General features: G+C 70.9%; 22 protein-coding genes and 1 pseudogene. 10 read left to right on the forward strand and 13 right to left on the reverse strand.

The window, feature by feature from the left end:
• Positions 1-206 precede the first annotated feature (206 nt).
• Positions 207-1,505: an MFS transporter gene (locus ACIBI9_RS61120; protein WP_397237216.1), complete on the reverse strand. Its 1,299-nt coding sequence runs from the start codon at positions 1,503-1,505 to the stop codon at positions 207-209.
• Entirely contained in the window at positions 1,502-2,422 is a 921-nt protein-coding gene (locus ACIBI9_RS61125; protein ID WP_397237218.1) for an alpha/beta hydrolase, read from the reverse strand. Before ACIBI9_RS61125 ends, ACIBI9_RS61120 begins: the two co-directional genes overlap by 4 nt.
• A gap of 118 nt (positions 2,423-2,540) precedes the next feature.
• Between ACIBI9_RS61125 and ACIBI9_RS61130 the strand changes: the two genes are divergently transcribed.
• Positions 2,541-5,267, forward strand: a complete 2,727-nt coding sequence (locus ACIBI9_RS61130; RefSeq protein ID WP_397237220.1) for an ATP-binding protein — start codon at positions 2,541-2,543, stop codon at positions 5,265-5,267.
• A gap of 42 nt (positions 5,268-5,309) precedes the next feature.
• On the opposite strand, the gene ACIBI9_RS61135 is transcribed toward ACIBI9_RS61130, so the two are convergent.
• Together ACIBI9_RS61135 and ACIBI9_RS61140 are read right to left on the reverse strand one after the other, a co-directional pair.
• On the reverse strand, positions 5,310-5,666 hold the full coding sequence (locus ACIBI9_RS61135; RefSeq protein ID WP_397237222.1) for an alpha/beta fold hydrolase: 357 nt from the start codon (positions 5,664-5,666) through the stop codon (positions 5,310-5,312).
• 15 nt (positions 5,667-5,681) lie between these two features.
• Positions 5,682-5,825 (reverse strand): hypothetical protein, encoded by a 144-nt coding sequence (locus ACIBI9_RS61140; protein ID WP_397237224.1) that lies wholly within the window; start codon positions 5,823-5,825, stop codon positions 5,682-5,684.
• A gap of 3 nt (positions 5,826-5,828) precedes the next feature.
• Here ACIBI9_RS61140 and ACIBI9_RS61145 point away from each other — a divergent pair, with 3 nt between their 5' ends.
• Positions 5,829-6,407: a LuxR family transcriptional regulator gene (locus tag ACIBI9_RS61145; protein WP_397237226.1), complete on the forward strand. Its 579-nt coding sequence runs from the start codon at positions 5,829-5,831 to the stop codon at positions 6,405-6,407.
• A 16-nt stretch (positions 6,408-6,423) separates the two neighbouring features.
• On the opposite strand, the gene ACIBI9_RS61150 is transcribed toward ACIBI9_RS61145, so the two are convergent.
• Positions 6,424-7,116, reverse strand: coding sequence for a TetR/AcrR family transcriptional regulator (locus tag ACIBI9_RS61150; RefSeq protein WP_397237228.1), 693 nt, complete (start codon positions 7,114-7,116; stop codon positions 6,424-6,426).
• 97 nt (positions 7,117-7,213) lie between these two features.
• Between ACIBI9_RS61150 and ACIBI9_RS61155 the strand changes: the two genes are divergently transcribed.
• From ACIBI9_RS61155 to ACIBI9_RS61175, 5 genes are all read left to right on the forward strand, one after another.
• Positions 7,214-8,149 carry an NADP-dependent oxidoreductase gene (locus ACIBI9_RS61155; RefSeq protein WP_397237230.1) on the forward strand — a complete coding sequence of 312 codons (936 nt, stop codon included), beginning with the start codon at positions 7,214-7,216 and terminating at the stop codon, positions 8,147-8,149.
• Between the two features lie 41 nt (positions 8,150-8,190).
• Positions 8,191-8,865 (forward strand): SDR family NAD(P)-dependent oxidoreductase, encoded by a 675-nt coding sequence (locus tag ACIBI9_RS61160; protein ID WP_397237232.1) that lies wholly within the window; start codon positions 8,191-8,193, stop codon positions 8,863-8,865.
• A gap of 293 nt (positions 8,866-9,158) precedes the next feature.
• Entirely contained in the window at positions 9,159-9,998 is an 840-nt protein-coding gene (locus ACIBI9_RS61165; RefSeq protein WP_397237234.1) for an SDR family oxidoreductase, read from the forward strand.
• 285 nt (positions 9,999-10,283) lie between these two features.
• Entirely contained in the window at positions 10,284-11,273 is a 990-nt protein-coding gene (locus tag ACIBI9_RS61170; RefSeq protein WP_397237236.1) for a phosphotransferase family protein, read from the forward strand.
• Positions 11,274-11,382: 109 nt separating this feature from the next.
• On the forward strand, positions 11,383-12,633 hold the full coding sequence (locus ACIBI9_RS61175) for an MATE family efflux transporter (RefSeq protein WP_397237238.1): 1,251 nt from the start codon (positions 11,383-11,385) through the stop codon (positions 12,631-12,633).
• A gap of 16 nt (positions 12,634-12,649) precedes the next feature.
• Here ACIBI9_RS61175 and ACIBI9_RS61180 read toward each other — a convergent pair whose 3' ends face one another.
• Complete coding sequence (locus tag ACIBI9_RS61180) at positions 12,650-13,249, reverse strand: TetR/AcrR family transcriptional regulator (protein ID WP_397237240.1); 600 nt, start codon at positions 13,247-13,249, stop codon at positions 12,650-12,652.
• 165 nt (positions 13,250-13,414) lie between these two features.
• Positions 13,415-14,257 (reverse strand): LysR family transcriptional regulator, encoded by an 843-nt coding sequence (locus tag ACIBI9_RS61185; RefSeq protein WP_397237242.1) that lies wholly within the window; start codon positions 14,255-14,257, stop codon positions 13,415-13,417.
• 72 nt (positions 14,258-14,329) lie between these two features.
• Here ACIBI9_RS61185 and ACIBI9_RS61190 point away from each other — a divergent pair, with 72 nt between their 5' ends.
• Positions 14,330-15,556, forward strand: a complete 1,227-nt coding sequence (locus ACIBI9_RS61190; protein WP_397237244.1) for an MFS transporter — start codon at positions 14,330-14,332, stop codon at positions 15,554-15,556.
• Here ACIBI9_RS61190 and ACIBI9_RS61195 read toward each other — a convergent pair.
• Positions 15,479-16,434: pseudogene (locus tag ACIBI9_RS61195) on the reverse strand (ATP-binding cassette domain-containing protein). The gene ACIBI9_RS61190 and the pseudogene ACIBI9_RS61195 overlap by 78 nt on opposite strands.
• A gap of 142 nt (positions 16,435-16,576) precedes the next feature.
• On the opposite strand from ACIBI9_RS61195, the gene ACIBI9_RS61200 reads away from it, so the two are divergent.
• Both ACIBI9_RS61200 and ACIBI9_RS61205 read left to right on the forward strand, forming a co-directional pair.
• A complete protein-coding gene (locus ACIBI9_RS61200; protein WP_397237246.1) occupies positions 16,577-17,239 on the forward strand; it encodes a response regulator transcription factor in 663 nt (220 codons plus the stop codon).
• Entirely contained in the window at positions 17,236-18,375 is a 1,140-nt protein-coding gene (locus tag ACIBI9_RS61205; RefSeq protein WP_397237248.1) for a sensor histidine kinase, read from the forward strand. The genes ACIBI9_RS61200 and ACIBI9_RS61205 overlap by 4 nt, the downstream gene beginning before the upstream one ends.
• A 43-nt stretch (positions 18,376-18,418) precedes the next feature.
• Here ACIBI9_RS61205 and ACIBI9_RS61210 read toward each other — a convergent pair whose 3' ends face one another.
• The 5 genes from ACIBI9_RS61210 to ACIBI9_RS61230 all read right to left on the reverse strand — a co-directional run bounded on the left by ACIBI9_RS61210 (position 18,419) and on the right by ACIBI9_RS61230 (position 22,111).
• On the reverse strand, positions 18,419-19,273 hold the full coding sequence (locus ACIBI9_RS61210; RefSeq protein WP_397237250.1) for a hypothetical protein: 855 nt from the start codon (positions 19,271-19,273) through the stop codon (positions 18,419-18,421).
• Positions 19,274-19,338: 65 nt separating this feature from the next.
• Positions 19,339-19,734 (reverse strand): hypothetical protein, encoded by a 396-nt coding sequence (locus tag ACIBI9_RS61215; protein ID WP_397237252.1) that lies wholly within the window; start codon positions 19,732-19,734, stop codon positions 19,339-19,341.
• A 55-nt stretch (positions 19,735-19,789) separates the two neighbouring features.
• Complete coding sequence (locus tag ACIBI9_RS61220; RefSeq protein ID WP_397237254.1) at positions 19,790-20,434, reverse strand: response regulator; 645 nt, start codon at positions 20,432-20,434, stop codon at positions 19,790-19,792.
• Positions 20,425-21,510: a sensor histidine kinase gene (locus tag ACIBI9_RS61225; RefSeq protein ID WP_397237256.1), complete on the reverse strand. Its 1,086-nt coding sequence runs from the start codon at positions 21,508-21,510 to the stop codon at positions 20,425-20,427. Before ACIBI9_RS61225 ends, ACIBI9_RS61220 begins: the two co-directional genes overlap by 10 nt.
• The gene (locus tag ACIBI9_RS61230; RefSeq protein WP_397237258.1) at positions 21,494-22,111 is read right to left on the reverse strand and encodes a DedA family protein; all 618 of its coding nucleotides are present in this window, start codon (positions 22,109-22,111) and stop codon (positions 21,494-21,496) included. Before ACIBI9_RS61230 ends, ACIBI9_RS61225 begins: the two co-directional genes overlap by 17 nt.
• Positions 22,112-22,208: the final 97 nt, after the last annotated feature.

Below are 22,208 nucleotides of genomic sequence, written 5' to 3' on the forward strand. Positions count from 1 at the left end.
GGTAATCCGTCAGTTGACTGCACTCGAGGCGGCAACGGGTGACTTATGCAGCGGCATGTCCAGCCGGATGCGGCGAAGCGGACGACCAGGTCCTTCAGGTCGGCTGCGAACCCGGCCCGGATGGCGTCCAACACCTCGATGGGCGGGCCTTCGGGGCCGGTGTCGGTGGGCTCTATGCCAGATCCGCGCGGTTCGGCGGCTGTCGGTCAGATGGCTGCACTCGTACGGACAGGCGGTTTGCCGGCGGTCTCGCTCAGGTCGCGGCGGCGGGTTTCCGGGGCGAACAGGACGGCGGTGAAGGTGATCGCCGCGCAGACCACCAGCAGGAGGGCGATGGGCCAGGACGCGCCACCGGCGCCCGCCACCAGGGCTGCCGCCACGAGCGGGGCGGGACCGCTGGTCAGCGCGGCCGTCCACTCGCGGGCGATCGCGATGCCGCTGTAGCGGTAGCGGGTGTCGAACAGCTCGGTGAGCAGCGAGGCCAGCACGGCGAACATCCCGGCGACGCAGACGCCGTACCCCAGCGTGACCGCGGGGATCACCAGCTCAGGGCGGCCGGTGTCGACCAGCCAGAACATCGGGAAGGCGTACACGGCGAGGAAGAACGCGGTGCCGAGGAAGACGGGACGGCGACCGACGCGGTCGGCAAGCAGCCCGAACAGCGGCGAGACCGCGATCGCCACCGCGGAGGACAACACGTTGGCGACCAGACCGACCGTGGCCGGCAGTCCGACCGTCTTGGTCACGTACGACAGCAGGAAGACATTGATGATGTAGGCGAGCGCGCCGAAGGGTGCGTTGGCCGCGACGGCGATCAGCAGGCTCCGCGGCTGCCTCCTGGCGACCTCCAGCGCCGGGAAACGGCTCAACCCGCGCGCACGCTCGCGCTCGAAGAGCTCCGACTCCGGGGTCCGGAACCTGACGAACAGTCCCACACCCACGCCCACGAGGCTGAGCAGGAACGGCAACCGCCAGCCCCACGTCTCGAACGACGGCAATGCCGCGGCCGCGGTGAAGACCAGCGTGGCGGTCAGGATTCCGACCTGGACGCCCGCACCGGGAAGTGAGGCCCACAGGCCCCGCCGGCGAGGGTCACTGGTCTCTGCCACCAGGACCAGGGCGCCCGCGTACTCGGCTCCCGCGCCGAACCCCTGCGCCAGCCGGAGCAGCACCAGAAGGACCGGCGACGCCACGCCGATCTGATCGTAGGTGGGCAGCAGCCCGATGCCGGCCGTGGCCAGTCCCATCAGCAGCAGCGTCACGACCAGCGTGGGCTTGCGTCCGATGCGGTCGCCGAAGTGGCCGAACACGACACCGCCGAGGGGACGGGCCAGGAATCCGACCGCGAACGCGGCGAAGGCGCCGAGGGTGCCCGCGGCGGGGCTGTCGGCGGGGAAGAACTGTCCGTTGACGACGATCGCCGCGGCGAGGCCGAAAAGGGCGTGGTCGTAGAACTCGATCGCGGTGCCGATGACGGCGGCCTTGGTCACCGGTCTGCCTGTCATGGTCGCCTCCCGTTGACAGTGCCGAGCACCCGGGCCAGATAGCGCCCGGCCTGATCGATCGCCGCCTGGGCGGCATGGGTGCCGCGCAGGGCGTTGAGCGTGAGGAATCCGTGGATGACGCCGTGGTAGCGCACCGCGGTCACGGGCACGCCCGCCGCCCGCAGCTTGGCGGCGTATGCCTCGCCCTCGTCCCGCAGCACGTCGGCCTCGGCGGTGATGACCAGGGCCGGCGGCAGGCCGGCCAGTTCCCGCGTCGTGGCCCGCAGCGGCGAGGCGGTGATCTCGGCGCGCTGCGCCTTGTCCGCGGTGTACTGGTCCCAGCACCAGCGCATGCCGTCGGCGCGCAGGAAGTAGCCCTCGGCGAACTCCCGGTAGGAGACGGTGTCGAACGACGCGTCGGTGGCCGGGCACAGCAGCACCTGCCCGGCCAGACGCCCGCGGGCGGCCAGGGCCAGCGCGGCCGCCAGATTGCCGCCCACCACCGCGATCTTCGAGGCGTCCAGGCCGAAGGCGCCGCCGTGCGCACGCACCCAGTCCAGCGCCGCCAGCCCTTCGTCGAGTGCGGCAGGGTAGCGGGCCTCGGGCGAGAGGCTGTAGTCGACGAACACCGTCGCCGCCCCCGACTCGTGTGCCAGTTCGCGGGCCAGCCGCTCGTGGGCGTGCTCGCCCCCGAACACCCAGTCGTCGTGGAGGTAGAGCACCGCGGGCAGCGGGCCCTCGGCGTCATCGGTGCGGAAGAGGGTGAGCCGCGTCCCGGGGATCGGCTGCCGGATGACGCCCGGCACGCGGATGTCCGGGCGTTGCACCTCGGCCATAGCCCGGCGGCCCGTTTCGAGGGGCAGGAAGTGCAGGTAGGGCGGGTTGGCGGTGGCATCGGCGAAGGCCTGGGCAGCCGGCTCCAGGACGGGTTTGATCACGAGCGGCTCCAAGGACAGATGCGACGCCGATGCTAGGAGAAGTCAAGGAACCAGTCATTCGTCATATGACGTACTTATGCGACAATTCGATCATGGGGGCTCCGGGGCGAGGCGTCGCATGATCACGCTCTTCGGGCGCGACCGCGAGGTGGCGGAGCTCGAAGGGCTCGTCGACCGCATTCGCGAGCGCGGTGACGCCCTGGTCGTCCGCGGCGTGCCGGGCATCGGCAAGTCCGCCTTGCTGGCGGTCGCCACGGAGCGGGCCGAGGCACGCGATGTGATGGTGTCCAGCGCGTCCGGGGTGCAGAGCGAGACGCACCTGCCCTTCGCCGGGCTCCACCAGCTGCTGCGGCCGATGCTCGGCGCCGCCGATCAGCTGCCCACCCCCCAGCGGGAGGCCCTGCTCGGCGCCTTCGGGATGGCCGAGGTCAGCCACCCCGAACCCTTCCTGGTCGCGCTGGCCGTGCTCAACCTGCTGGGTGAGGCGGCGGCCCAGCAGCCGCTGCTGATCGTGGTGGACGACCTTCAGTGGCTGGACCGGCCCACCATCGAGGTATTGGGGTTCGTGGCCAGGCGCGTGCGCTCGGATCCGATCGTGCTGTTGATGGCCATCCGCGACGGCTACCCCACCACCCTGGACGACAGCGATGTGCCTGAACTGCGGCTGGGCGGCCTGGATCCTGCCGCGGCCGAGGCGCTCCTGGACGCCCAGACCGACGGGCTCGGCGTCGGCATGCGCTGGCGCGTGCTCAGCGAGGCGGCCGGCAACCCGCTCGCCCTGGTTGAGTTGCCGCTCGCGCTGGATGCCGGGACGGTCACAGCCGAGGCGGGGTTACTGCCGCTCACGGCGCGCCTGGAGCGGGCCTTCGCCGTGCGGCTGGCCGAGCTCCCGCCCCACACCAGCGGGCTGCTGCTCGTGGCCGCCGCCAACGACGGCCACGATCTGGCCGACGCCCTCGCCGGCGGCACGATGGTGACGGGTGCCGAGATGACCGCCGAGGCGCTGGCCCCGGCCGTGGACGCGGGGCTGGTGGAGCTCCACGAGCAGGCCCTGCGCTTCCGGCATCCGCTGGTGCGCTCGGCGATCTACCATAAGGCCGGTCGCACCGATCGCCTGGCCGCCCATGCCGCGCTGGCCCGAGTGCACGGCCGCGACCCGGACCGCAGGGCCTGGCACCGCGCCGCGGCGATCGCTCATCGAGACGAGTCCGTCGCCGCCGAGCTGGAGGGCGTGGCCGCGCGGGCCCGGCAGCGCGGCGCGATCCCGGTGGCGGTGACCGCCCTGCGCCGTGCGGCGGAGGTCAGCGAGGAGCCCACGGCCGGCGCCCATCGCCTGCTGGCCGCGGCCGAACTGGCCTTCGAGCTCGGCCGCGGCGACCAGGCCGCCGAGCTGCTCACGCTGGCCGAGCCGTCCCTCGTCGGCGAGCTGCGGCGTGCCAGGGCCGCCTGGCTGAGCGAGGTGCTGGAAGAAGGGCGCAACGAGGGCCCCGCGCGGATCCGGCGGCTGGTCACGACCGCCGAAGCGGTGGAGGCGGCGGGTGATCGCGAGCTCGCGCTCAACTTCGTCCGGGCGGCGGCCATCCGCTGCTGGTGGACCGACCCGGGATGGGAGCAGCGCCGGCGCGTCATCGCCCTGGCCGAGCGGCTCGCGGCCGGCGAGGACGACCCCGAACTGCTGATGACCCTGGCCACGGCGGGGCCGGCGGAGCGCGGGGCGGACGTCATCGAGCGCCTGACCAAGGTGCGCGGCGCCCGGCCGGACGGGGCCATGACCCGGCTTCTGGGCGTCGCGGCGAGCACGGTCGGCGCCTTCGACCTGGTCGGCGACTTCATGGACGCCTCGATCGCCGACCTGCGGACCCAGGGCAGGCTGGGCCTGCTCACGCAGGCGCTCAGCACGCAGATGTGGCGCCAGGTCTTCTGCGGCGACTGGGCCGGGGCGCTGCTGGTCGCTGAGGAGGCCGAGCGCCTGGCCCGCGAGACCGCGCAGCCGCGCTGGCAGGCCGCGGCCCTGGGGGTGCTGGCGTTGCTGGCCGGGCTCCGCGGCGAGGAGGCACGCGGCCTGGCGCTGGCCGCCGAGGGCGAGCGCGCGCTCGGCACCGTCGCCATCAGCTCGGCCGTGGCGATACTCCAGCATGCCCGGGGCGTGATCGCGTTGTGCGCCGGGCGGTACGACGAGGCGTTCGGACACCTGTGGCGGCTGTTCGAGCCGGGCGACGCCGCCCATCACCAGATCTGGCGGCAGTGGGTGATCAGCGAGCTGGCCGAGGCCGCGGTCGCGGCCGGCCTGCAGGAGAGGGCCAGGCGGGCGGTGGCGGAGCTGGAGCAGGTGGCCGCCCGGACCCGGTCTCCACTCCTGCACCTGGGTCTTCGGCACGCGCGTGCGTTGCTGGCCGACGACGCCGACGCCGAGGCGCTCTTCCAGACCGCGTTGAGCGCGGACCTGTCGTCCTGGCCCACCGCGCGGGCGCGCCTGCTGCTCGCCCACGGCATGTGGCTGCGCCGCCGGCGGCGGATCCAGGAAGCACGCGTGCCCCTGCGGGCGGCCCGCGACGCCTTCGACGTGCTCGGGCTGCTCGCCTGGGGGGAGAAGGCCCGCCAGGAGCTGCGGGCGGCGGGCGAGGCCAGTGACCTGCGCGTCCCGCCGGCCGCCGAGCTGCTCACCTCGCAGGAGTTGCACATCGCCCGGCTGGCCGCCTCCGGGCTGTCCAACCGCGAGATCGGCCAGCAGCTCTACCTGTCGCACCGCACCGTCAGCACCCACCTGTACCGGGCGTTCCCCAAGCTCGGCATCACCTCACGCGGCCAGCTGCGCGATGCCCTGGGAGATACGTCACGTGACTGATACCCCGGTCCGCCGCGCGGGACGTACCGTCGCTGCGTGCCGTCATCTCGCCAGGAACTCCACGACGAGCTCATTCCACTGCTCGTGGTGGGTGAGTGGGGCCCCGTGCGGCGCGTCCGGGATGGTCACAACCGAGCTTCCTGCGATCGCCCGTGCGGCGCGCGTCCCGCTGTCCTCCGACGGCACGAACGCGTCCCCCTCGCCCTGGATGATCAGCGTGGGTGCGGTGACGCGGGCCAGGTCCGGGCCAGGATCGGCGGCGGCCCACGCCGCCAGCGAGTCGGCGGTTGCCTTGGGGGAGGCGTCCGCGGCCTGTCTCAGCAGGTACTGGCGCGTCGGCTCGTCCAGCGTGCTGTACCCGTCGACGGCGAAGAACCTGAGCAGCACGTCGTCGAGCATGGGGATGCGGTGCCGTCACGAGGCGATCCGGAGCTCGTGCGGGTCCGGATACACCACGGGGCTGGCCAGCACCAGCCTGGCCACCCGGTCGGATGCCGCGGCGTAGCTGACGGCCTCGGCGCAGCCGGTGCCGAGCGGGCTCCCCGGCTGCGCCTTCACGTCATGGCCGCCCAAGCGCTGGTGGCGCCGGACGAGGAGGCGGTGCCGCTGTTCAGGGCCGCGCTCGCGCTGCCCAGGACCGAACGCTGGCCCTTCGACCACGCGCGGGTGCGGCTCGCACTCGGCGAGCTGCAACGCCGCCGCCTGCAACCGGGCGAGGCGAGGCCCGAGCCGCGCCGGGCGGCGGACCTTTTCGCCGGTATCGGCGCGACCGCCTGGCAGCAGCGGGCCGAGCAGGAGCTGCGGGCCAGCGGCGTGGCGGTCGCCCAGCGGCCCAACGCCGCCCACGGGATGACCGCCCAGCAACTGGAGGTGGCCCGCCTGGCCGCCTCAGGGCTGAGCAACAAGGAGATCGGCGAGCGGCTCTTCCTGTCATCACGGACCGTCAGCGCCCACCTGTACCGGATCTTCCCCAAACTCGGCATCACCTCCCGAGCCGCTTTACGTGACGCATTGGACGATGACCGGTTCATGGCGGCACCATCCCCGGCCCAGCCATCATGGTCGGCCACTCCAACGGCGGCGCCGCCATCAGGATTCGAGGAGTGTTGGCGGTCTTCTCCTGGAATCGCGCGTTTGTGAGAGCGCCCGGCCGAGATCAGCTTCCGGTCGATTCGCGGGAAGGGGAGTCTGGGCGTCCGAGGTTGATCATGGCCCGGTACAGGGCGGTGTGTGCGGGCGGAGCGGGGAGCGGGCCGCGGGCCGGAGCCTCAAAGGACTGGATCATCAGGGCGAGAATGCGGCGCCAGGCGTCGGGGGCGGCGTCGGCGGTGGCGGCGATGACACCGGCGGTGGCCATGAGCAGCAGGGCCATGTCTTGCGGGGTGAAGTCGTCGCGCAGGTGGCCTGCGGCTTTGGCGCGGTCGATGAGGCTCACCACACCGTCGTACGCCTGGCTGCGGCGGCCCTCCAGGGTCTTGGCGGTGGGGAAGGTCATGGTCAGCACGTCGGCGAAGCCGCGGTCGGCGGCTTGCATGGCGCACACCGTGTGGAGGTAGCCGGTGAAGCCGTGCCAGGGGTCGGAGTCGGCCAGGGCAATGGCGACGGCGTCGACGTAGGCGTCCATGCGGTCGGCGAAGACGGCGGCGACCAGGTCTTCCTTGGCGGGAAAGCGGCGAAACAGGGTGGCGATGCCGACGCCTGCTTCGCGTGCGACCGAGGCCATGGAGGCGCCCAGCCCATCGCGGGCGAACACGGTGCGGGCGGCGGCCAGGATGCGTTCGCGGTTGCGTTCGGCGTCGCTGCGCAGCGATGGGGCGGTGTCGTCGGCTTGCGGGTCGCCTGGGTTCATGGGTCCACTCTACCGAACTGGAAAGGCCTATCCGATTCTGCTGCTATGCTGGCCAGCGAAACGGATAGGCCTTTCCAGATTGATTGGAGGAGTTGTGATGCGTGCTGTCACGCTGACGCAGGTGCCCGGGACCCCTGAGGTGACCGAGGTGGAGTCGCCGCGCCCGGAGGCCGGCGAGCTGCTGGTGCGGGTACGGGCATCGTCGGTGAACGGGTTCGACCTGGGCACCGCGGCCGGGCTCCTGCGGGAGATGATGGAGCACCGCTTCCCGCTGATCCCCGGCAAGGACTTCGCCGGCACCGTGGCAGCGATCGGCGCGGGTGTGGAGGGCTTCGCGGTCGGGGATGCGGTGTTCGGCGTGGTGACCAAGCCGCACCTCGGTACCGGGTCGATGGCGCAGTACGTCACCGTCCCTGCCGCCATCGGCGTCGCCTCCCTGCCCGAGGGGGTCACGGTGCGCGACGCCGGCGCGCTCGGGCTGGCGGGCACCGCCGCCTACGACGGTCTCGCCTCGCTCGGCCCGATCGAGGGCAAGACGGTGCTGATCTCAGGCGCCACTGGCGGTGTGGGCACCCTTGCGGTGCAACTGGCCACGGCCGGCGGTGCACGCGTGATCGCCACTGCCAAGCCGGGCCCCGAGGCCGACTTCGTCTCGGCGCTGACCGAGGCTGAAGTGCACCTCGTCGACTACACCCAGGACGTGACCGCGCAGGTTCAGGCGCTCGCCCCAGGCGGGGTGGACGCGGTGCTGCACCTGGCGGGTGACCTGGCCGAGCTGACCGCCCTGGCGCGCGACGGCGGCTCCGTCGCCTCCGCTCTGGGCTTCCCCGAAGCCCCGGAGGGGCGCACGCTGCAGACCGCGATGGTCAGGGCCACCCCGAGCGCTGAAACTCTGTCCGCGCTCGCCGGGCAGGTCGCCGCGGGCGGCCTGTCGGTGCCGGTGACCTCCGTCTACGACCTGGAGCAGGCCGGCGAGGCGTTCACGGCGTTCGGCGCCGGCACTCTCGGCAAGATCGCGCTCACCGTCGCCTGATCCACCCCTTTCCCAACGGCTTTTCCAGAAAAGGATTCACTGTGCCCAGCATCGCCATCGTCGGAGCCGGCCCCGGTATGGGCCTGGCCATCGCCCGTACCTTCGGCTCCCGCGGCTTCGACGTCGCTCTCATCGCCCGCAACCGCGACAAGCTCGACGACCTGGTCGGTCAGCTCGACGCCGAGGGCATCACCGCCGCCGCGTTCCCGGCGGACGTGTTCGACCATGACGCGCTCACCCAGGCGCTCAAGGACGCCGCCACCCGCTTCGGCGGCATCGACGTCCTGGAGTACTCCCCAGCGCCGAGCATCGAGTCCATGACGCTCACCGCCCCGTCCGAGACCAGCCCGTCCGATGTGCAGTGGGGGATGGACTTCCTGCTGTACGGGGCCATCGCCGCCACCCGGGCCGTGCTGCCCGCGATGCGTGAGGCCGGCGCGGGCACCCTGCTCTACACCAACGGCGGCGGCTCGGTCGACCCCACCCCGATGCTCGGCAACGTCAACGCCGCCCAGGCCGCGCTGCGCAACTGGGTTCTCGGCCTGCACAAGGAACTGGCCGACACCGGCGTCCAGGCCGCACACGTCGCCATCGGCGTGTGGATCGGCACCGACGGCCCGCCCGGAGCGCCGACGGCCTCGGCCGAGGAGATCGCCCCCCTCTACTGGGACCTGCACACGCAGCGCGACGAAGTCGAGCGCGTGTTCACCGTCTGACGCCGCGCCGGCTCTCCTCCTCCCCCACCCATCGTTCACCCCTGCGCCAGAGAAAAGGCTCCCGCTCCGACCTGGCCGTGTTGTTCGCCAGCGCCGGCGTCACCAAGTTGACCCAGCAGCGCGACAAGCTCACCCCGTTGGCTGCCACCGGCCTGGGCATCATCATGGGCGTCCACGCTCGCCGCGGGGGAGCCGCAGGCCATCGTGTTCAACGCGGTCCTGCTCATGGCCGCGGCGGTCGTCGCCACAGCCCCACGTTTCCCGTGTCCCAACGGACTGGAAAAGGACTACTCATGTCACAGGTATGGCTCATCACCGGCGCATCCCGCGGACTGGGCCGCGCCATCGCGGACGCCGCACTCGCGGCTGGGCATTCGGTCGTGGCGACGACCCGCAGCGGCATGCTCGACAACACCGATCCGCGGTTCAGCGACCGCCTGCTGGTGCTGCCGCTCGACGTCACGACATCCGACGAGCGGGTGTACGCCTCGCTGGTCGAGTCAGCCATGGATCATTTCGGACGTATCGACGTCCTGGTCAACAACGCGGGCCGCGGCATGTTGATCCACTTCGAGGAGACGGACGAGGCACAGGTGCACGAGCTGTTCGAGACGAACGTCTTCGGGCTCATGCGCGTTACCCGGGCCGTGCTCCCGATCATGCGGCAGCAGCGGTCAGGGCACATCTTCAACCTCTCCTCCGCCGCAGGCTACGTGGGCGGCGCCGCCATGTACTCCGCCACCAAGTTCGCCGTCACGGGATTCACCGAGTCGCTGGCGATTGAGCTGCACCCGTTTGGCATCAAGGCGACCAACGTCGCGCCGGGCTACTTTCGCACCGACTTCCTCGACGGTTCCTCCGTGCAAGCCAGCCCCGCTCGGGAACTGGCCGACTACGAGCGCTCCCGTACAGGGATGCGATCCTTCGCCGAGCAGGCCAATCACCAGCAGGTCGGCGATCCGGCGGCCCTGGGACGGCTTCTCGTCGAGGTCGCCGCGGCGGAGCATCCACCGGTACACCTTGCTGTCGGCGGGGACTGCATCGAGGAAATTGAGCAGCATCAGCGCACCCTCATGTCGGACATCGATACCTGGCGCGAGAAGGCCGTCGCCACCGCGCACCAAACCGCTTAGGCCAGGGCGACCCCGCGAAGGCCGCAGCGTTCGTCTACCACTGCCGTCGGCACGGAAAGGCGCAGGTGACTGCGGTGAGCTGATCGGAAAGCCGATGTCTGCCGTCCCCGTCGCCGGCCCACCCGCGAGGCAGCGCCCCGATCGGCGCGCTGCTGGCCGGGCTGCTCCGCAGCGCCCGCGCAGGGCGTATCGACTAATCCCGTCACCCCTGCCGGTTTCTTGTAGGATCCCTCGGCAGGCAATGGAGCTGAGGCACGGCGAGAGCGGCGCCGGATGGGAGTTGCGATGGAGAGCATCACGAAGAACCGGCAGCCACTCAAGACGCTTCGGGCGATGATCGAGCGAGCCTATGGGACCGCCCACGTGCCCGACGGCGACGACTTCGCCGAGGAAATCACGCACGGCTGGTTCAACGTGGTGTATCGAATTCAGCTTCGTGACGGGCAGCAGGCGGTGCTGAAAATCGCCCCTCCCGGGGATGTGGCGGTGCTGACCCGTGAGCGGAACATGATGCGCAACGAGCTTGCCGCGATGGCGCTGGTCCGGGATCGCACTGGGGTTCCGGTGCCGCGGGTCGATCACGCGGATCTGTCGCGGGAGCTGATCGATGCGGACTATTTCTTCATGGAGTACGTCGATGCCGACAACTTCGGCCTCGCGGCGGCAGATGGTCGCCTGACGGCTGAGGTCATCACTGCGGGTGGACGACAACTCGGCGCCCTCAACCGGGAGCTGAACTCCATCGTGGGGCCGCACTTCGGGCCGCTGGAAGGCCCGGGATCGGCAACATGGCGAGAAGCGTTCACCAAGATGGTCGAGGACACGCTCACCGATGGCGCCCACGTCCAGGTCGACATAGGCTGGGACTACGACGAGATCCGCGCCGTGCTCGCCAAGAACGCAAGCGCGCTCGATGCCGTGACCGAGCCCCGTTTCGTCGAGGTCGATCTCTGGACGAAGAACTCGATGATCCGCGACGGTCAGATCGTGTCCATCCTCGACCACGAGCGTGCCGTCTATGGCGATCCGATCATGGAGGCCGGACTCACCGGGATCGACCTGCCGGTCTTCGGAGATCCCACCGACTTCATGCAGGGATACGGGCTCGGTGCATTGTCCGAGGCGCAAAGGGTGCGCCGCCGGCTGTACTCGCTCTACCTGGCCGTCATCATGATCGTCGAGACGAAGTACCGCGGTCACACCGACACCACGACCTACGACTTCGGCCGTGAGCAGCTTGATCTGCTGATGGCGCAGTTCGGCCGTACCCGGTGACACGCTGATGGGCCGGCGTGGACCGGCAGTACGCGATCACACGCAATCGCTGGGCACCCGCCCGATCGGGCGGCTGCTGTGGTGGACATGCTCGCAGACGACGCTCTCAGTGGGCGTTTACGGGATCTACGCGCTCACCAACGCCTGGTTCGTCGCCAGAGGCGTCGGCGAGACAGCACTGGCAGCGGTCAACCTCGTCGCACCGGTCATCTTGATGCTGGGTGCGGTCTCGACGACCGTCGGCGTCGGCGGCGCGTCCGTGGTCTCGCGCATGCTCGGTGCCGGCCGACCCGATCGGGCCGCACGCGCCGCGGGAAACGCGTTCGTCGTGTTCTGGCTCGTGGCGTTGGTGATCACCGTGGCCGGTCTTCTCGCGCTCGATCCGCTGCTGACCATGCTGGGTGGATCCGATCCGACGATCGAATACGCGCGGCCCTACGCGGCAGTGATCATCGGGGGGTCGATCTTCTCGACCGGGTTCTCGGCTCTGGTGCGCGCGGAAGGGCGGCTGCGGTTCTCGACGATGCTGTGGGTCGTACCCGTGCTGGTGCAGATCGTCCTCGATCCGCTGCTGATCTTTGCCTGCGGCCTGGGTGTCGCCGGTGCGGCTCTCGGCACGGTCGGCGGCCAGGCCGTGTCGGCAGGCATGGCGGTCTGGTTCTTCTTCGTCCAGCGCGGTCGGCCGTACCGGATCGGGCTGGCTGACCTGCGCCCGAACCCGGCGACGATCGGGGCCGTGCTCGCGGTGGGCGCCCCCTCCTTCCTCGCCGGCTTCGGTGCCACGTTGCTGGCAGCCCTGATCAACACGACTCTCGCCGCGACCGGCGCGGTCGCTCTGGCCGCTTACGCGGTGTGCGCGCGGCTGCAGACCTTCGTGTTCACGCCGCAGATCGGCATCACCCAGGGTATTCAGCCGATCGTCGGCTACAACGCCGGCCGCCGGCTGACCGGCCGCGTCAACCGGACTCTCACGCTGGCCATGCGCGCCACCGTCATCTACGGGGCCATAACAGCGGCGCCCATCGCCCTGCTCGCGCAGCCGCTCGTGGGACTGTTCATCGGCGATCCGGAAACCACGGCCGTCACGGTCGATGCGCTGCGCATCATCGCGATCGGATTCGTCTTCGCCGGCATCCCGCCTCTGATCTCCGCCTACTTCCAGTCTCTCGGCAGAGCCACGCCGTCGTATCTGATCTCGATCGGCACGCTCGTGATCATCAAGGCGCCGCTCGTCCTGGCGCTCGGCATGCGCGGGCCCACAGGAATCTGGATCAGCCTGCCGATCGGCGAAGCGATCTCGGTCGTCGCCGCGGCCGGCCTTCTGTGGAGGTTCGGCCGGTCGAAGACGCTGACGGTGTGAGCCGCCGCCCAGTCGGTCAGGGCACCTCGACCAGGAGCATCTCGCTGAGCCGCTGCCGGAAGCGGGCACCCATGTCCACGCTGGTCGGGTCGAGGAGCCACTGCACCTGCAGACCGTCGATCAACGCCATGAGATCCGATTCGGCACCCGCGATGCGGACGCCCGGCCGCACAAGCCCTCGGGCGTCGAGTTCCTCAAGCGCATCGCGAATGTCCCTGCGGATGTGCGTATACCGTTCGACGAAGTACGCGTGCGCGGGATGCGCCGGGTCAGCGGCCTCGATCGACAGCACGGCGTACAGGCTCACGAGGCCCGGCACCGTCGCATTGTGCTCCACCACGCGTGCAAGCCGAGAGAGATAGTCCAAGCCATCCACCGTTGCGTCGAATCCGGCGAAGAACAACTCGCCATTGACTCGATCCCGTTCCTCGAGCACAGCAGCGAGGAGCAATTCCTTCGTCGGAAAGTGATGCGCCAGGCCCATCCGAGAAACCCCGCAGTCCGCAGCGATCTGCACCATGCTCGCGTTGCGGTACCCGACCGAGGCGAACTTGGCGAACGCGGCCTCGACGATCTCAGCACGCCGCCGTCGCCCCTTCGGATAGCCCGCGCTCATCGATCGACCCCCTTGGCTGCATATCGACTCCTCGACCGGCTCGACTGCCAAGCGGGCAAGGTGGGCAGCACAACCGAAGATACCCTCGAACGCCGGCGTCCCCGACAACACCTGGGAGGGCAGCGCACCATGGCGGCGGAGACAGGCCGGGTCGAACTTCGCGGCTCAGATCATCCGCCGCAGGGCGGTCTCCACAGCGTCGATGAGCGCGTCACCTTCGGTACCGGGGTGGCGGGCAAGGCCGAGTTCGACGTCCGGCAGAGCAGGCAAGGCGGCCGCGTCGTGGCAGGCCATGGCCGGCTCGAGGTTGGCGGGCAGGAGCGCCGCGACCCCGAGCCCGGCCCGTAGCGCGGCGAGTACTCCGGCGAGGCTGTTGCTTTCGAACGCCACCCGCCAGCGGCGCCCTGTGCCTTCCATCGTCTCCAGCACCGACGTTCGCCAGGCGCACGTGTTCGAGAACAGCACCACCGGCAGCGGATCGGCGTCGATGGCGACACCCTGCCCCACCGCCCAGACCAGCGGCAGACGCACCGTCCAGCGCGGCGGCCAGGGAAGATCCGCGGCCTCGTCGAGCACGAGCTGGACGCGGCCCGTGTCGTAGGCCTCCCGCATCGCCGCGTTGGAAAGACTGAGCACCTCCAGCGTCACGTCGGGGTGCAGCCGCGCGAGGTCGGCGAGCGCCTGAGGAAGTCGGGAGGCGGCGAGATCTTCGAGGAGTCCCACCCCGCAATGCCCGGTGAGCGCACGTCCTGTTTCGGCGAGCGCCTGTGCCGACAGCGCGAGAATGCGCTCGGCGTAGGGCAGCAGTTCCTCGCCCGCCCGGGTCGGCGAGACGCCGGACGGCGTCCGGTGCAGCAGCGGACTGCCGACGGCCCTCTCGAGCTTGCGCAACTGCTGGCTGAGCGCGGGCTGGGTGCGGCCGAGCGCCGCCGCCGCACGGCTGATGCTGCCCGCTCGCACGGCGGTGACGAACGACCGCAGCAGTGCGGTGTCGAGATCACGGGCCATAAGCGTTCATTATGCCTGGTCCAACGAATTGACGACTTCCTATGGCATGACAGGTGACCTACCGTCAAATCGGTGACCAGATTTCGACAGGTGCTCGCGGTGCCGGGGATGGCGCCACTGCTGGGCATTTCGCTGCTCGCTCGTACCGCGATCACGGCGGACGCGATGGCGTTGACGATGTACGTCGTCATTGCCCTCGACATGAGTTACGCGGCGGCGGGAGGCGTGGTGGCGGCGCTCACCGCCGGGGTCGCGCTGGGCGGCCCGCTGCTGGGGCGGCTGATCGACCGGCGGGGCCTGCGTACCGTGCTGCTGGCCACGGTTGTGCCGCAGCTCGTGTTCTGGCTGACCGTTCCTGTGCTGCCGTACGTGATCTTGCTGGGCGCCTCCTTCGCCGCCGGCCTGCTGATGGTGCCGGTCCAACCGGTTACCAGGCAGGCGATCGCCGCGATGACGACGGCAGGGCAGCGGCGGGCAGCGTTCGCGCTGGAGTCGGTGGCGGGCGAGCTGTCGTACATGGTGGGGCCGGCGGTGGTGATCCTGTGCGCGGCGAAGGTGTCTCCCGGGGTGGTGGCATGGGGAGTGGGCGCCGCGATCGTCGTCGGCGGGGCAGGGATCGCCCTGCTCAACCCGCCGCTGCGGGCCGAGGACGAGATGGTCGGCGAGGCAGCGGGCCGGCCCCGGCGCCGGGAGTGGCTGGGGGCGCGCATGGTCGCTGTCCTGACGATGGGGTTCGGCGTCGCGATGCTGCTCAGCGGCGTCGACCTGGCCATCGTCGCCACTCTTCAAGAAGCCGGTCAGGTCTCGTGGGCGGCCGTGGTCGTCGCCGTGTTCGGGGTGACGTCCGTCGTGGGCGGTCTGGTGTACGGGGCGCTGCCCCGGCCGATGCCCACCTGGCTGCTGCTCGGCCTGCTCGGGCTGGTGACGATTCCGGCCGGACTTGCCCATGACTGGCCCTGGCTGTGTGTGGCCGTCATCGGTGCCGGTCTGCTCACCGCACCGACCCTTTCCACGGTCTCCGACGCGGTGAGCCGGCTGACGCCGGCCAGTGTGCGAGGTGAGGCGACCGGCCTGCAGTCCTCGGCGGCGAGCGCGGGGTTCGCGCTCGGCTCCCCGGTCGTGGGAGTGGCGATCGACGCGTCCGTGCCGGCGGGCGGCTTCGCGGCGGCCGGCCTGGCCGGCCTGCTCGCCGCGCTGACGGGATACCTGCTCTGGCGCCGGTCACCCGCCGCCGCGCCGTCTCCGCCGTCCTCGTCGCAGGCACTCGGGCCCTGCGACGCCGTCGCGCCGACCCCATGACGCCAGCCCGGCGCCGGTGACCAGCCACGTACGGGCACGCAGCCCGAAGGTGGGCGTCCCGGCGCGGAACTCGACCGCCTCGCGGGTGAGCTCCAGGTAGACGTCCTCAAGGGGGGCGCGATGGGCCGACACCTCGGAGAACGGCACCGCGCTCTCGCTGAGCAGCCTCACGATCCGATCCGCGGGCAGGCCGGAGACGGTGATGGTGTCGCGGCCGGTGGCCGCCACCCTCGCGCCGGCATGAGCGAGCGCCCTCATCGCGTGCGTCCCGGCCGTGGTCCGAAGGGCCACCCGGTTCCCGGACACGGCCGCGATCAGCTCGGCCACGCCGGCGTCGGCGATGGCCTTGCCACGCCCGACCACGACGAGATGATCGGCTGTGTCCTGCACCTCGCTCATCAGGTGGCTGGACACCAGCACGGCGCGGCCCTGAGCGGCCAGCGACCGCAGGAAGCCGCGCATCCAGACGATGCCGTCGGGGTCAGGCCGACCTGCTCGATCACCTGGTCCACCCGCCGCGCGGCCAGGCCCTGCGAATGCGCCAGCCACAGCAGGTGGTTACGCCCGCTGCGGCCGGGGTGCGGCGCCGACGCGTCCAGCAGGGAACCGACGTGGTTCAGCGGATGCCGAAGACTGCGGTACGGCCGACCCTCGATCAGCGCGGTGCCCTCCTCGACCGCGTCCACGCCCAGGATCACCCGCATCGTGGTGGACTTCCCGGCCCCGTTCGGCCCCACGAAGCCGGTCACCAGCCCCGGGTGGACGGAAAAGGATATGCCGTCGAGGGCCAGGGTCGCCCCGTACCGCTTGCGCAGCCCGGCGACGACGATCCCCGGGACGCTCCTGGCAGCGGGCTCCGGGTTCGAAAACGGACTCATGCCGACGGTTGTACGCGGCACCCCGTTCCAGCCCGGTCGCAGCCCCTGCGACCCGGCTGGAACCTGGGATCTGGCATCGTCGATGCATGCCATTTCGACCCGGCGGCCGCGCCGCCCGTACGACGACCGGCGGTGAGCGGCGGTGAGGGTCCTCGTCGTCGAGGACTTCGAGGTCCTCGCCCGCTCCATCGGAACCGGGCTGCGCCGCGAGGGCATGGCCGTCGACGTCGTCCTGGACGGAACCGCGGCCCTCGACCGCCTGGCCGTCACCCGCTACGACGTGGTGATCCTCGACCGCGACCTGCCGGGCGTCCACGGGGACGAGATCTGTCGGCAACTCGCCCACGGCCGCTGTGAGACCCGCGTGCTGATGCTCACCGCCTCGGGCACGATCGAGGACCGCGTCGACGGGCTCAGCCTCGGCGCCGACGACTACCTGCCCAAGCCGTTCGCGTTCGCCGAACTGGTGGCCCGCGTCCGTGCCCTGGCCCGCCGCGCCACCCCGCCGCTGCCGCCCACCCTGGCATGCGGGGACATCACCCTCGATCCGGCCCGCCGTACCGCGTTCCGGGCCGGCCGGCGCCTGGAGCTTAGCCCTCGGGAGTTCGCCCTGCTCGAATGCCTGCTCGCCGTACCCGGCCTGGTCATCTCCGCCGAGGAACTGCTGGAGCGCGTCTGGGACGAGGCCGCCGACCCCTTCAGCAGCGCCGTCAAGCACACCATGCACCGGTTGCGGGCCAAGCTCGGCGATCCGCCCGTGATCGAGACCATCCGCGAAGGCGGCTACCGTATCGGGCCGTCATGACCACCCGGCAACTCGCCAGAAGGTCCCTGCAGACGCGGCTCGCGCTCGCCTACGCGGCGGGCATCTACGCCGCCGGGGTCTTCGTGCTCGCCTTCGTCGACGTCGGGCTCGCCACCGTCCACGCGGCCGTGCCCAAAGGCCACCCCCCATCGAGCGTGACCACCGGAACCGGAGCCGGGATCAGCCTGCCCCAACTCCTCGCGGGATCCGCCGTCGCCCTGGTCCTTCTGATTCCCCTCGCCCTGGCTCTCGGCTGGTTCGTCGCCGGCCGGTTCCTGCGCCCGCTGCGCGCCATCACCACCACCGCCAGAATCATCTCCGCCGGAGACCTCCACCGGCGTCTCGACCTCGGCGAGCCAACGGACGAGCTGACCGAACTCGGCCACACCCTCGACGACCTGTTCGCCCGCCTTCAAGCCTCCTTCGACGCCCAACGCCACTTCGTCGCCAACGCCTCCCACGAGCTACGCACCCCTCTGGCCGGCCTGCGTACCCTCCTCGAAGTCGCCCTCGCCGACCCCGATGCCGGCACCGAGACCCTGCGCTCGGCCTGCCAGGAGGCCCTCACCCTGGGCGAACACCAGGAGCGGCTCGTCCAGGCACTGCTCGCCCTGGCCACCAGCGAGCGCGGCGTCACCCGCTGGGACACCCTCGACCTCGCCCACGTCGCCGAAAAAGTGCTCGCCTCCCGCCGCGACCAAGCAACGCAGGCAGGCATCGACCTGGCCGAACACCTGACGCCCGCGGTGACGGCCGGAGACCAGAAACTGATCGAAAGCCTCGTCGCCAACCTCATCGACAACGCCATCCGCCACAACCACGCAGACGGGCACGTGAGGGTCACCACTCAGACCTCCGGCACGCAGGTGGCCCTCACGGTCACCAACAGCGGGCCGGTCATCCCCGACGACCAGATCCAGCGCCTCTTTCAACCCTTCCAGAAACTGGCGCCCGATCGTCACGGCCGGCGCGACGGCTACGGTCTCGGCCTCGCCATCGTCAACGCCGTCACCCAAGCTCACCACGCCACCCTCACCGCCGGCGCACGCCCCGAAGGCGGCCTGTCCATCACCGTCCGGTTCGCACACCTCCGACATCAAGGAGGCGACCACGCAGGCTCGGCGCCGGCGATGTGACACACATCGAGGTGGCGCGTCGGCGCCCGTCCGGCTGCGGCGGCTACACGCGTGCGAGCTGAGCGGCGGTGACCGGGCGCAGGGTGTCGACGAGGGCGAACAGCTCCTGCGAGGTCGCACCCGTGCCGTCGGCCTGGACCAGCGCGTTCCCGCGCCGGGCGAACACCGCGATGTCCCCGCCCGAGTCCTCGCGAACCCAGCGGTCATCCCTTGACGAGCTGCAGGAGACGCCGTCCGTCCCCCACGTGATGGCAGGGAACGGCGAGCGGCACGCGGCTCCGGGCGTGGCGGCCGAGGCGGGACGGAGGAGCACGCGGATCTCCGTGTGGTCCGGGCGAGCGTACTCGAGCAGGATCGCCGTCCCTTCTTCCTCTCCCGTCCACAGCTCGGCCCGCCTCATCCTGTGACCCGGCAGGTGCGAGGCAACCAGCGGGATGCCCGCTCGCTGGAAGGCGAACGCTTCCTGCCACTCGTGCCACGGGTCCCGCACCTGGAGCGAGATCACGTGCGTCGAGACCAGCAGACCGGTGACCGTGATCCCGGCCCACCAGTCGCGCGCCCACCAGACCGCAGCCACGAAGCCGAGCACTCCCGCGACCACGTACACGCCGATCGTCCACATCTCGTCGTAGCCGAAGAGGTAGTTGTCGGGCACCAGCTTTGCCAGGGCCGCGCCCAGCACGGCGGTCGCGATCGCCCCGGCGATTCCCACGACGTACCAGCGCGGTATCCGCAGCAGCGCCGCGCCCGCTGCTCCGAGCGGGAAGGGGACCAGGAAGATCAACGCGTTGCTGAGGATCGCGCCGAGGTCGTCATCCCGCACGATCGCGTCGGCGGCGATGACGGCGTTGACCGCCCCGACCACGAGGCCCACCAACCCGCCCCTGAGTGTCCTCATGTCGCGATATTTCAGCACATGTTCAACCCGATCCGACGGCTTTCGGGTTGAACATCACCAAGGGGTCAGCGGCCGCCCGTGAACGGGGGCTCGCCCTCCTTGAGGGCGCGGAAGCGGAGCGCCGACCACACCTCGTCCACCGCCACCTGCCCGTTGGGCCGCAGCCCGTACTCGCCCACGATCGGCCAGAGCGTGTCGCGGTTGATGTCGGACTTGTTTCCCTTGGGGTAGGCGACCCACAGCACCGGCGGCGCGCTCACCTGGTCGCGATGGCGGTCGAGGAGCTGCCGCGCCGAGGCGGCGTCGGCGGCGAAGACGAGCGCCACGTCCGCCTCCTTGAGGTCCTCGACGTGCGAGGCGCCCTCCGGCAGCGGCTCGATGAGCGGCAGGTGGACGGCGTCGGAGATCCACACCCGGGACTCCGGCTTGATGAGCAGCTTGGCCGCGACGGTCTTCGCCATGACGTGTTCGACTCCTTGTCGGTGGAATGCCTATTTCACCAGACAAAACGGCAGGTCAGGACTCCAGGAAGTGCAGCACGGCCAGCACCCGGCGGCTGTAGCCGGTCGTGTGCGACAGCTGGAGTTTGTCGAACAGCGAGTTCACATGCTTCTCCACCGCGCTCTGCGACACGTGCAGGGCCTGGGCGATCGAGGCGTTGGTCAGCCCCTGCGCCATCCGTTCCAGCACCTCCCGCTCCCGCGCCGTCAGCCGGGCCAGGGGATCCACCTGCGTCGTACGGGCCAGCAGCTGGCGCACCACCTCCGGGTCGAAGGCCGCCCCGCCCGCGCCCACCCGCTCCAGCGCGTCCAGGAAGTCGCCGACCTGCGCCACCCGGTCCTTGAGCAGGTAGCCGACGCCCTCGACGTCCGCGCTCATCAGCTCGGTGGCGTACCTCTTCTCCACGTACTGCGACAGCACCAGCACCTTCACGGCGGGCCAGCGCCGCCTGATCTCCAGCGCCGCCCGCAGGCCCTCGTCGGTGTGGGTCGGCGGCATGCGGACGTCCACCACCACGATGTCCGGCCCGTGCTCGGCCACCGCGGCGACCAGCGCGTCGCCGTCGCTGACCGCGGTCGGCACCTCGTGGCCCTCCTCCAGCAGCAGCCGTACCAGTCCCTCGCGCAGCAGCGTGGAGTCCTCGGCCAGGATCACCCGCACGGCAGCACCGCCGTGATCGTGGTCGGCCCGCCGACCGGGCTGCTCACCTCGAAGCCGCCGTCCAGCGCCGCCACCCGTCTGGCCAGCCCCGACAGGCCGCCGCCCGCCTCCTGCGCGCCGCCCGCGCCGTCGTCTCGCACCCGTACGAGCACCGCAGCGTCCTCCTCGTGCACCTCGACCGTGATGAGCGTGGCGCCGGCGTGCTTGGCGGCGTTGGTGACGGCCTCGCACACCACGAAGTACGCCGCCGTCTCCACCGCCATCGGCGGCCGACGCCGCAGGTCGCAGGCTACCTTGACGGGAACGCTCGACCGTTCGGCCACCCCCGCCAGCGCCTCGCCGAGGCCCAGGGTGTCCAGGCCGCTGGGATAGACCCGCCAGGCCACCTCGCGCAATTCGGTCAGCGCCTGCTGCGCCTCCTGGTGCGCCTGCTCCAGCAGCTCCGGTCGGCCCCGCCTGGCCCGTCCGACCAGCATCGACAGGGCCACCAGACGCTGCTGCAGCCCGTCGTGCAGGTCGCGCTCGATCCGGCGGCGTTCGGAGTCCACGGCGGCCACGATGCCGGCGCGGCTCTCGGACAGTTCGGCGATCCTGCGTTCGAGGGCCCGGGTCGGGTCGGGGGCGAGCATGCGCACCGCCAGCCGCCGTTCCAGGGTGTGCACGCCCACCACGCCCGACAGGTCGAGGAACAGCAGGACGATCCCGCCGACCACGAAGTAGGCGACCAGGGGGAGCGAGGGTGCCATCCCGTCGAACCGCTCGCCGCGCGCCCAGGCGGTGAGGATGAGGACACCGGCGCCGGCCCCGTACACGAGCAACGTGATCACCAGCCCGCCCAGCACCCCCACCGGGACGCGGGCGGCCAGGTAGGGCACGGGCTTGCCCTCCTGGAGTGCGTCGGGGTCCAGGCGCAGGCGGCGCGCCTCGAGGCGGGCGAGCCGGCGGGCCGCGGCGGAGACGTTCGGGTTGCCCAGAAAAGGGAGCGTCAGCAGCAGGAAGACGAGCTCGGCCAGCGCGGTGACGGCGCCCAGCGTCACCGCGCCCAGCAGCCGCAGCCCCTCAGCGGCGACTCGCATGCCTGCCCTTGCGCCGCTCGGCCAGCCGCACTCCGACGAACACCACGAGCGCCAGCGCCACCAGCCCGAGCACCACCTTGGAGCCGATGCCGACGTACGTCTCCACCAGCGACCAGTTCTCGCCCAGCAGGTAGCCGGCCATGACGAAGATGGTGTTCCAGATCAGGCTGCCGGTGGCCGTCAGGAGCGTGAACGGCACCAGCGGCATCCGCTCGACGCCCGCCGGTACGGAGATGAGGCTGCGGAAGATGGGGATCATCCGCCCGAAGAACACCGTCTTGCGGCCGTGCTTGAGGAACCACGCCTCGGTCTTCTCGATGTCGGCCGGCTTGACCAGCGGGAGCTTGGCGGCGATGGCCAGCGTGCGCTCGCGGCCCAGCAGCGCCCCCACCCAGTACAGCGCCAGCGCCCCGACCACCGAGCCGAGCGTCGTGCACACCAGCACGTCCAGCAGGTCCATCTCGCCTCTGGACGCGGTGAAGCCCGACAGCGGCAGGATCACCTCGCTGGGCAGGGGAGGGAAGAGGTTCTCCAGCGCGATCGCGAGCCCGGCCCCGGGCGCGCCGAGAGTCTCCATCAGTCCAACCAGCCAATCAGTCATGGGCTCAAGCCTAGGGATGATCGGATATGCCTGGAATGAGGCGGACTTCTGATCGCGGGGTGCGGTAAACCCCACCCCCATGTACCGTACACTGTAC

It is taken from the genome of Nonomuraea sp. NPDC050451, from assembly GCF_044458585.1.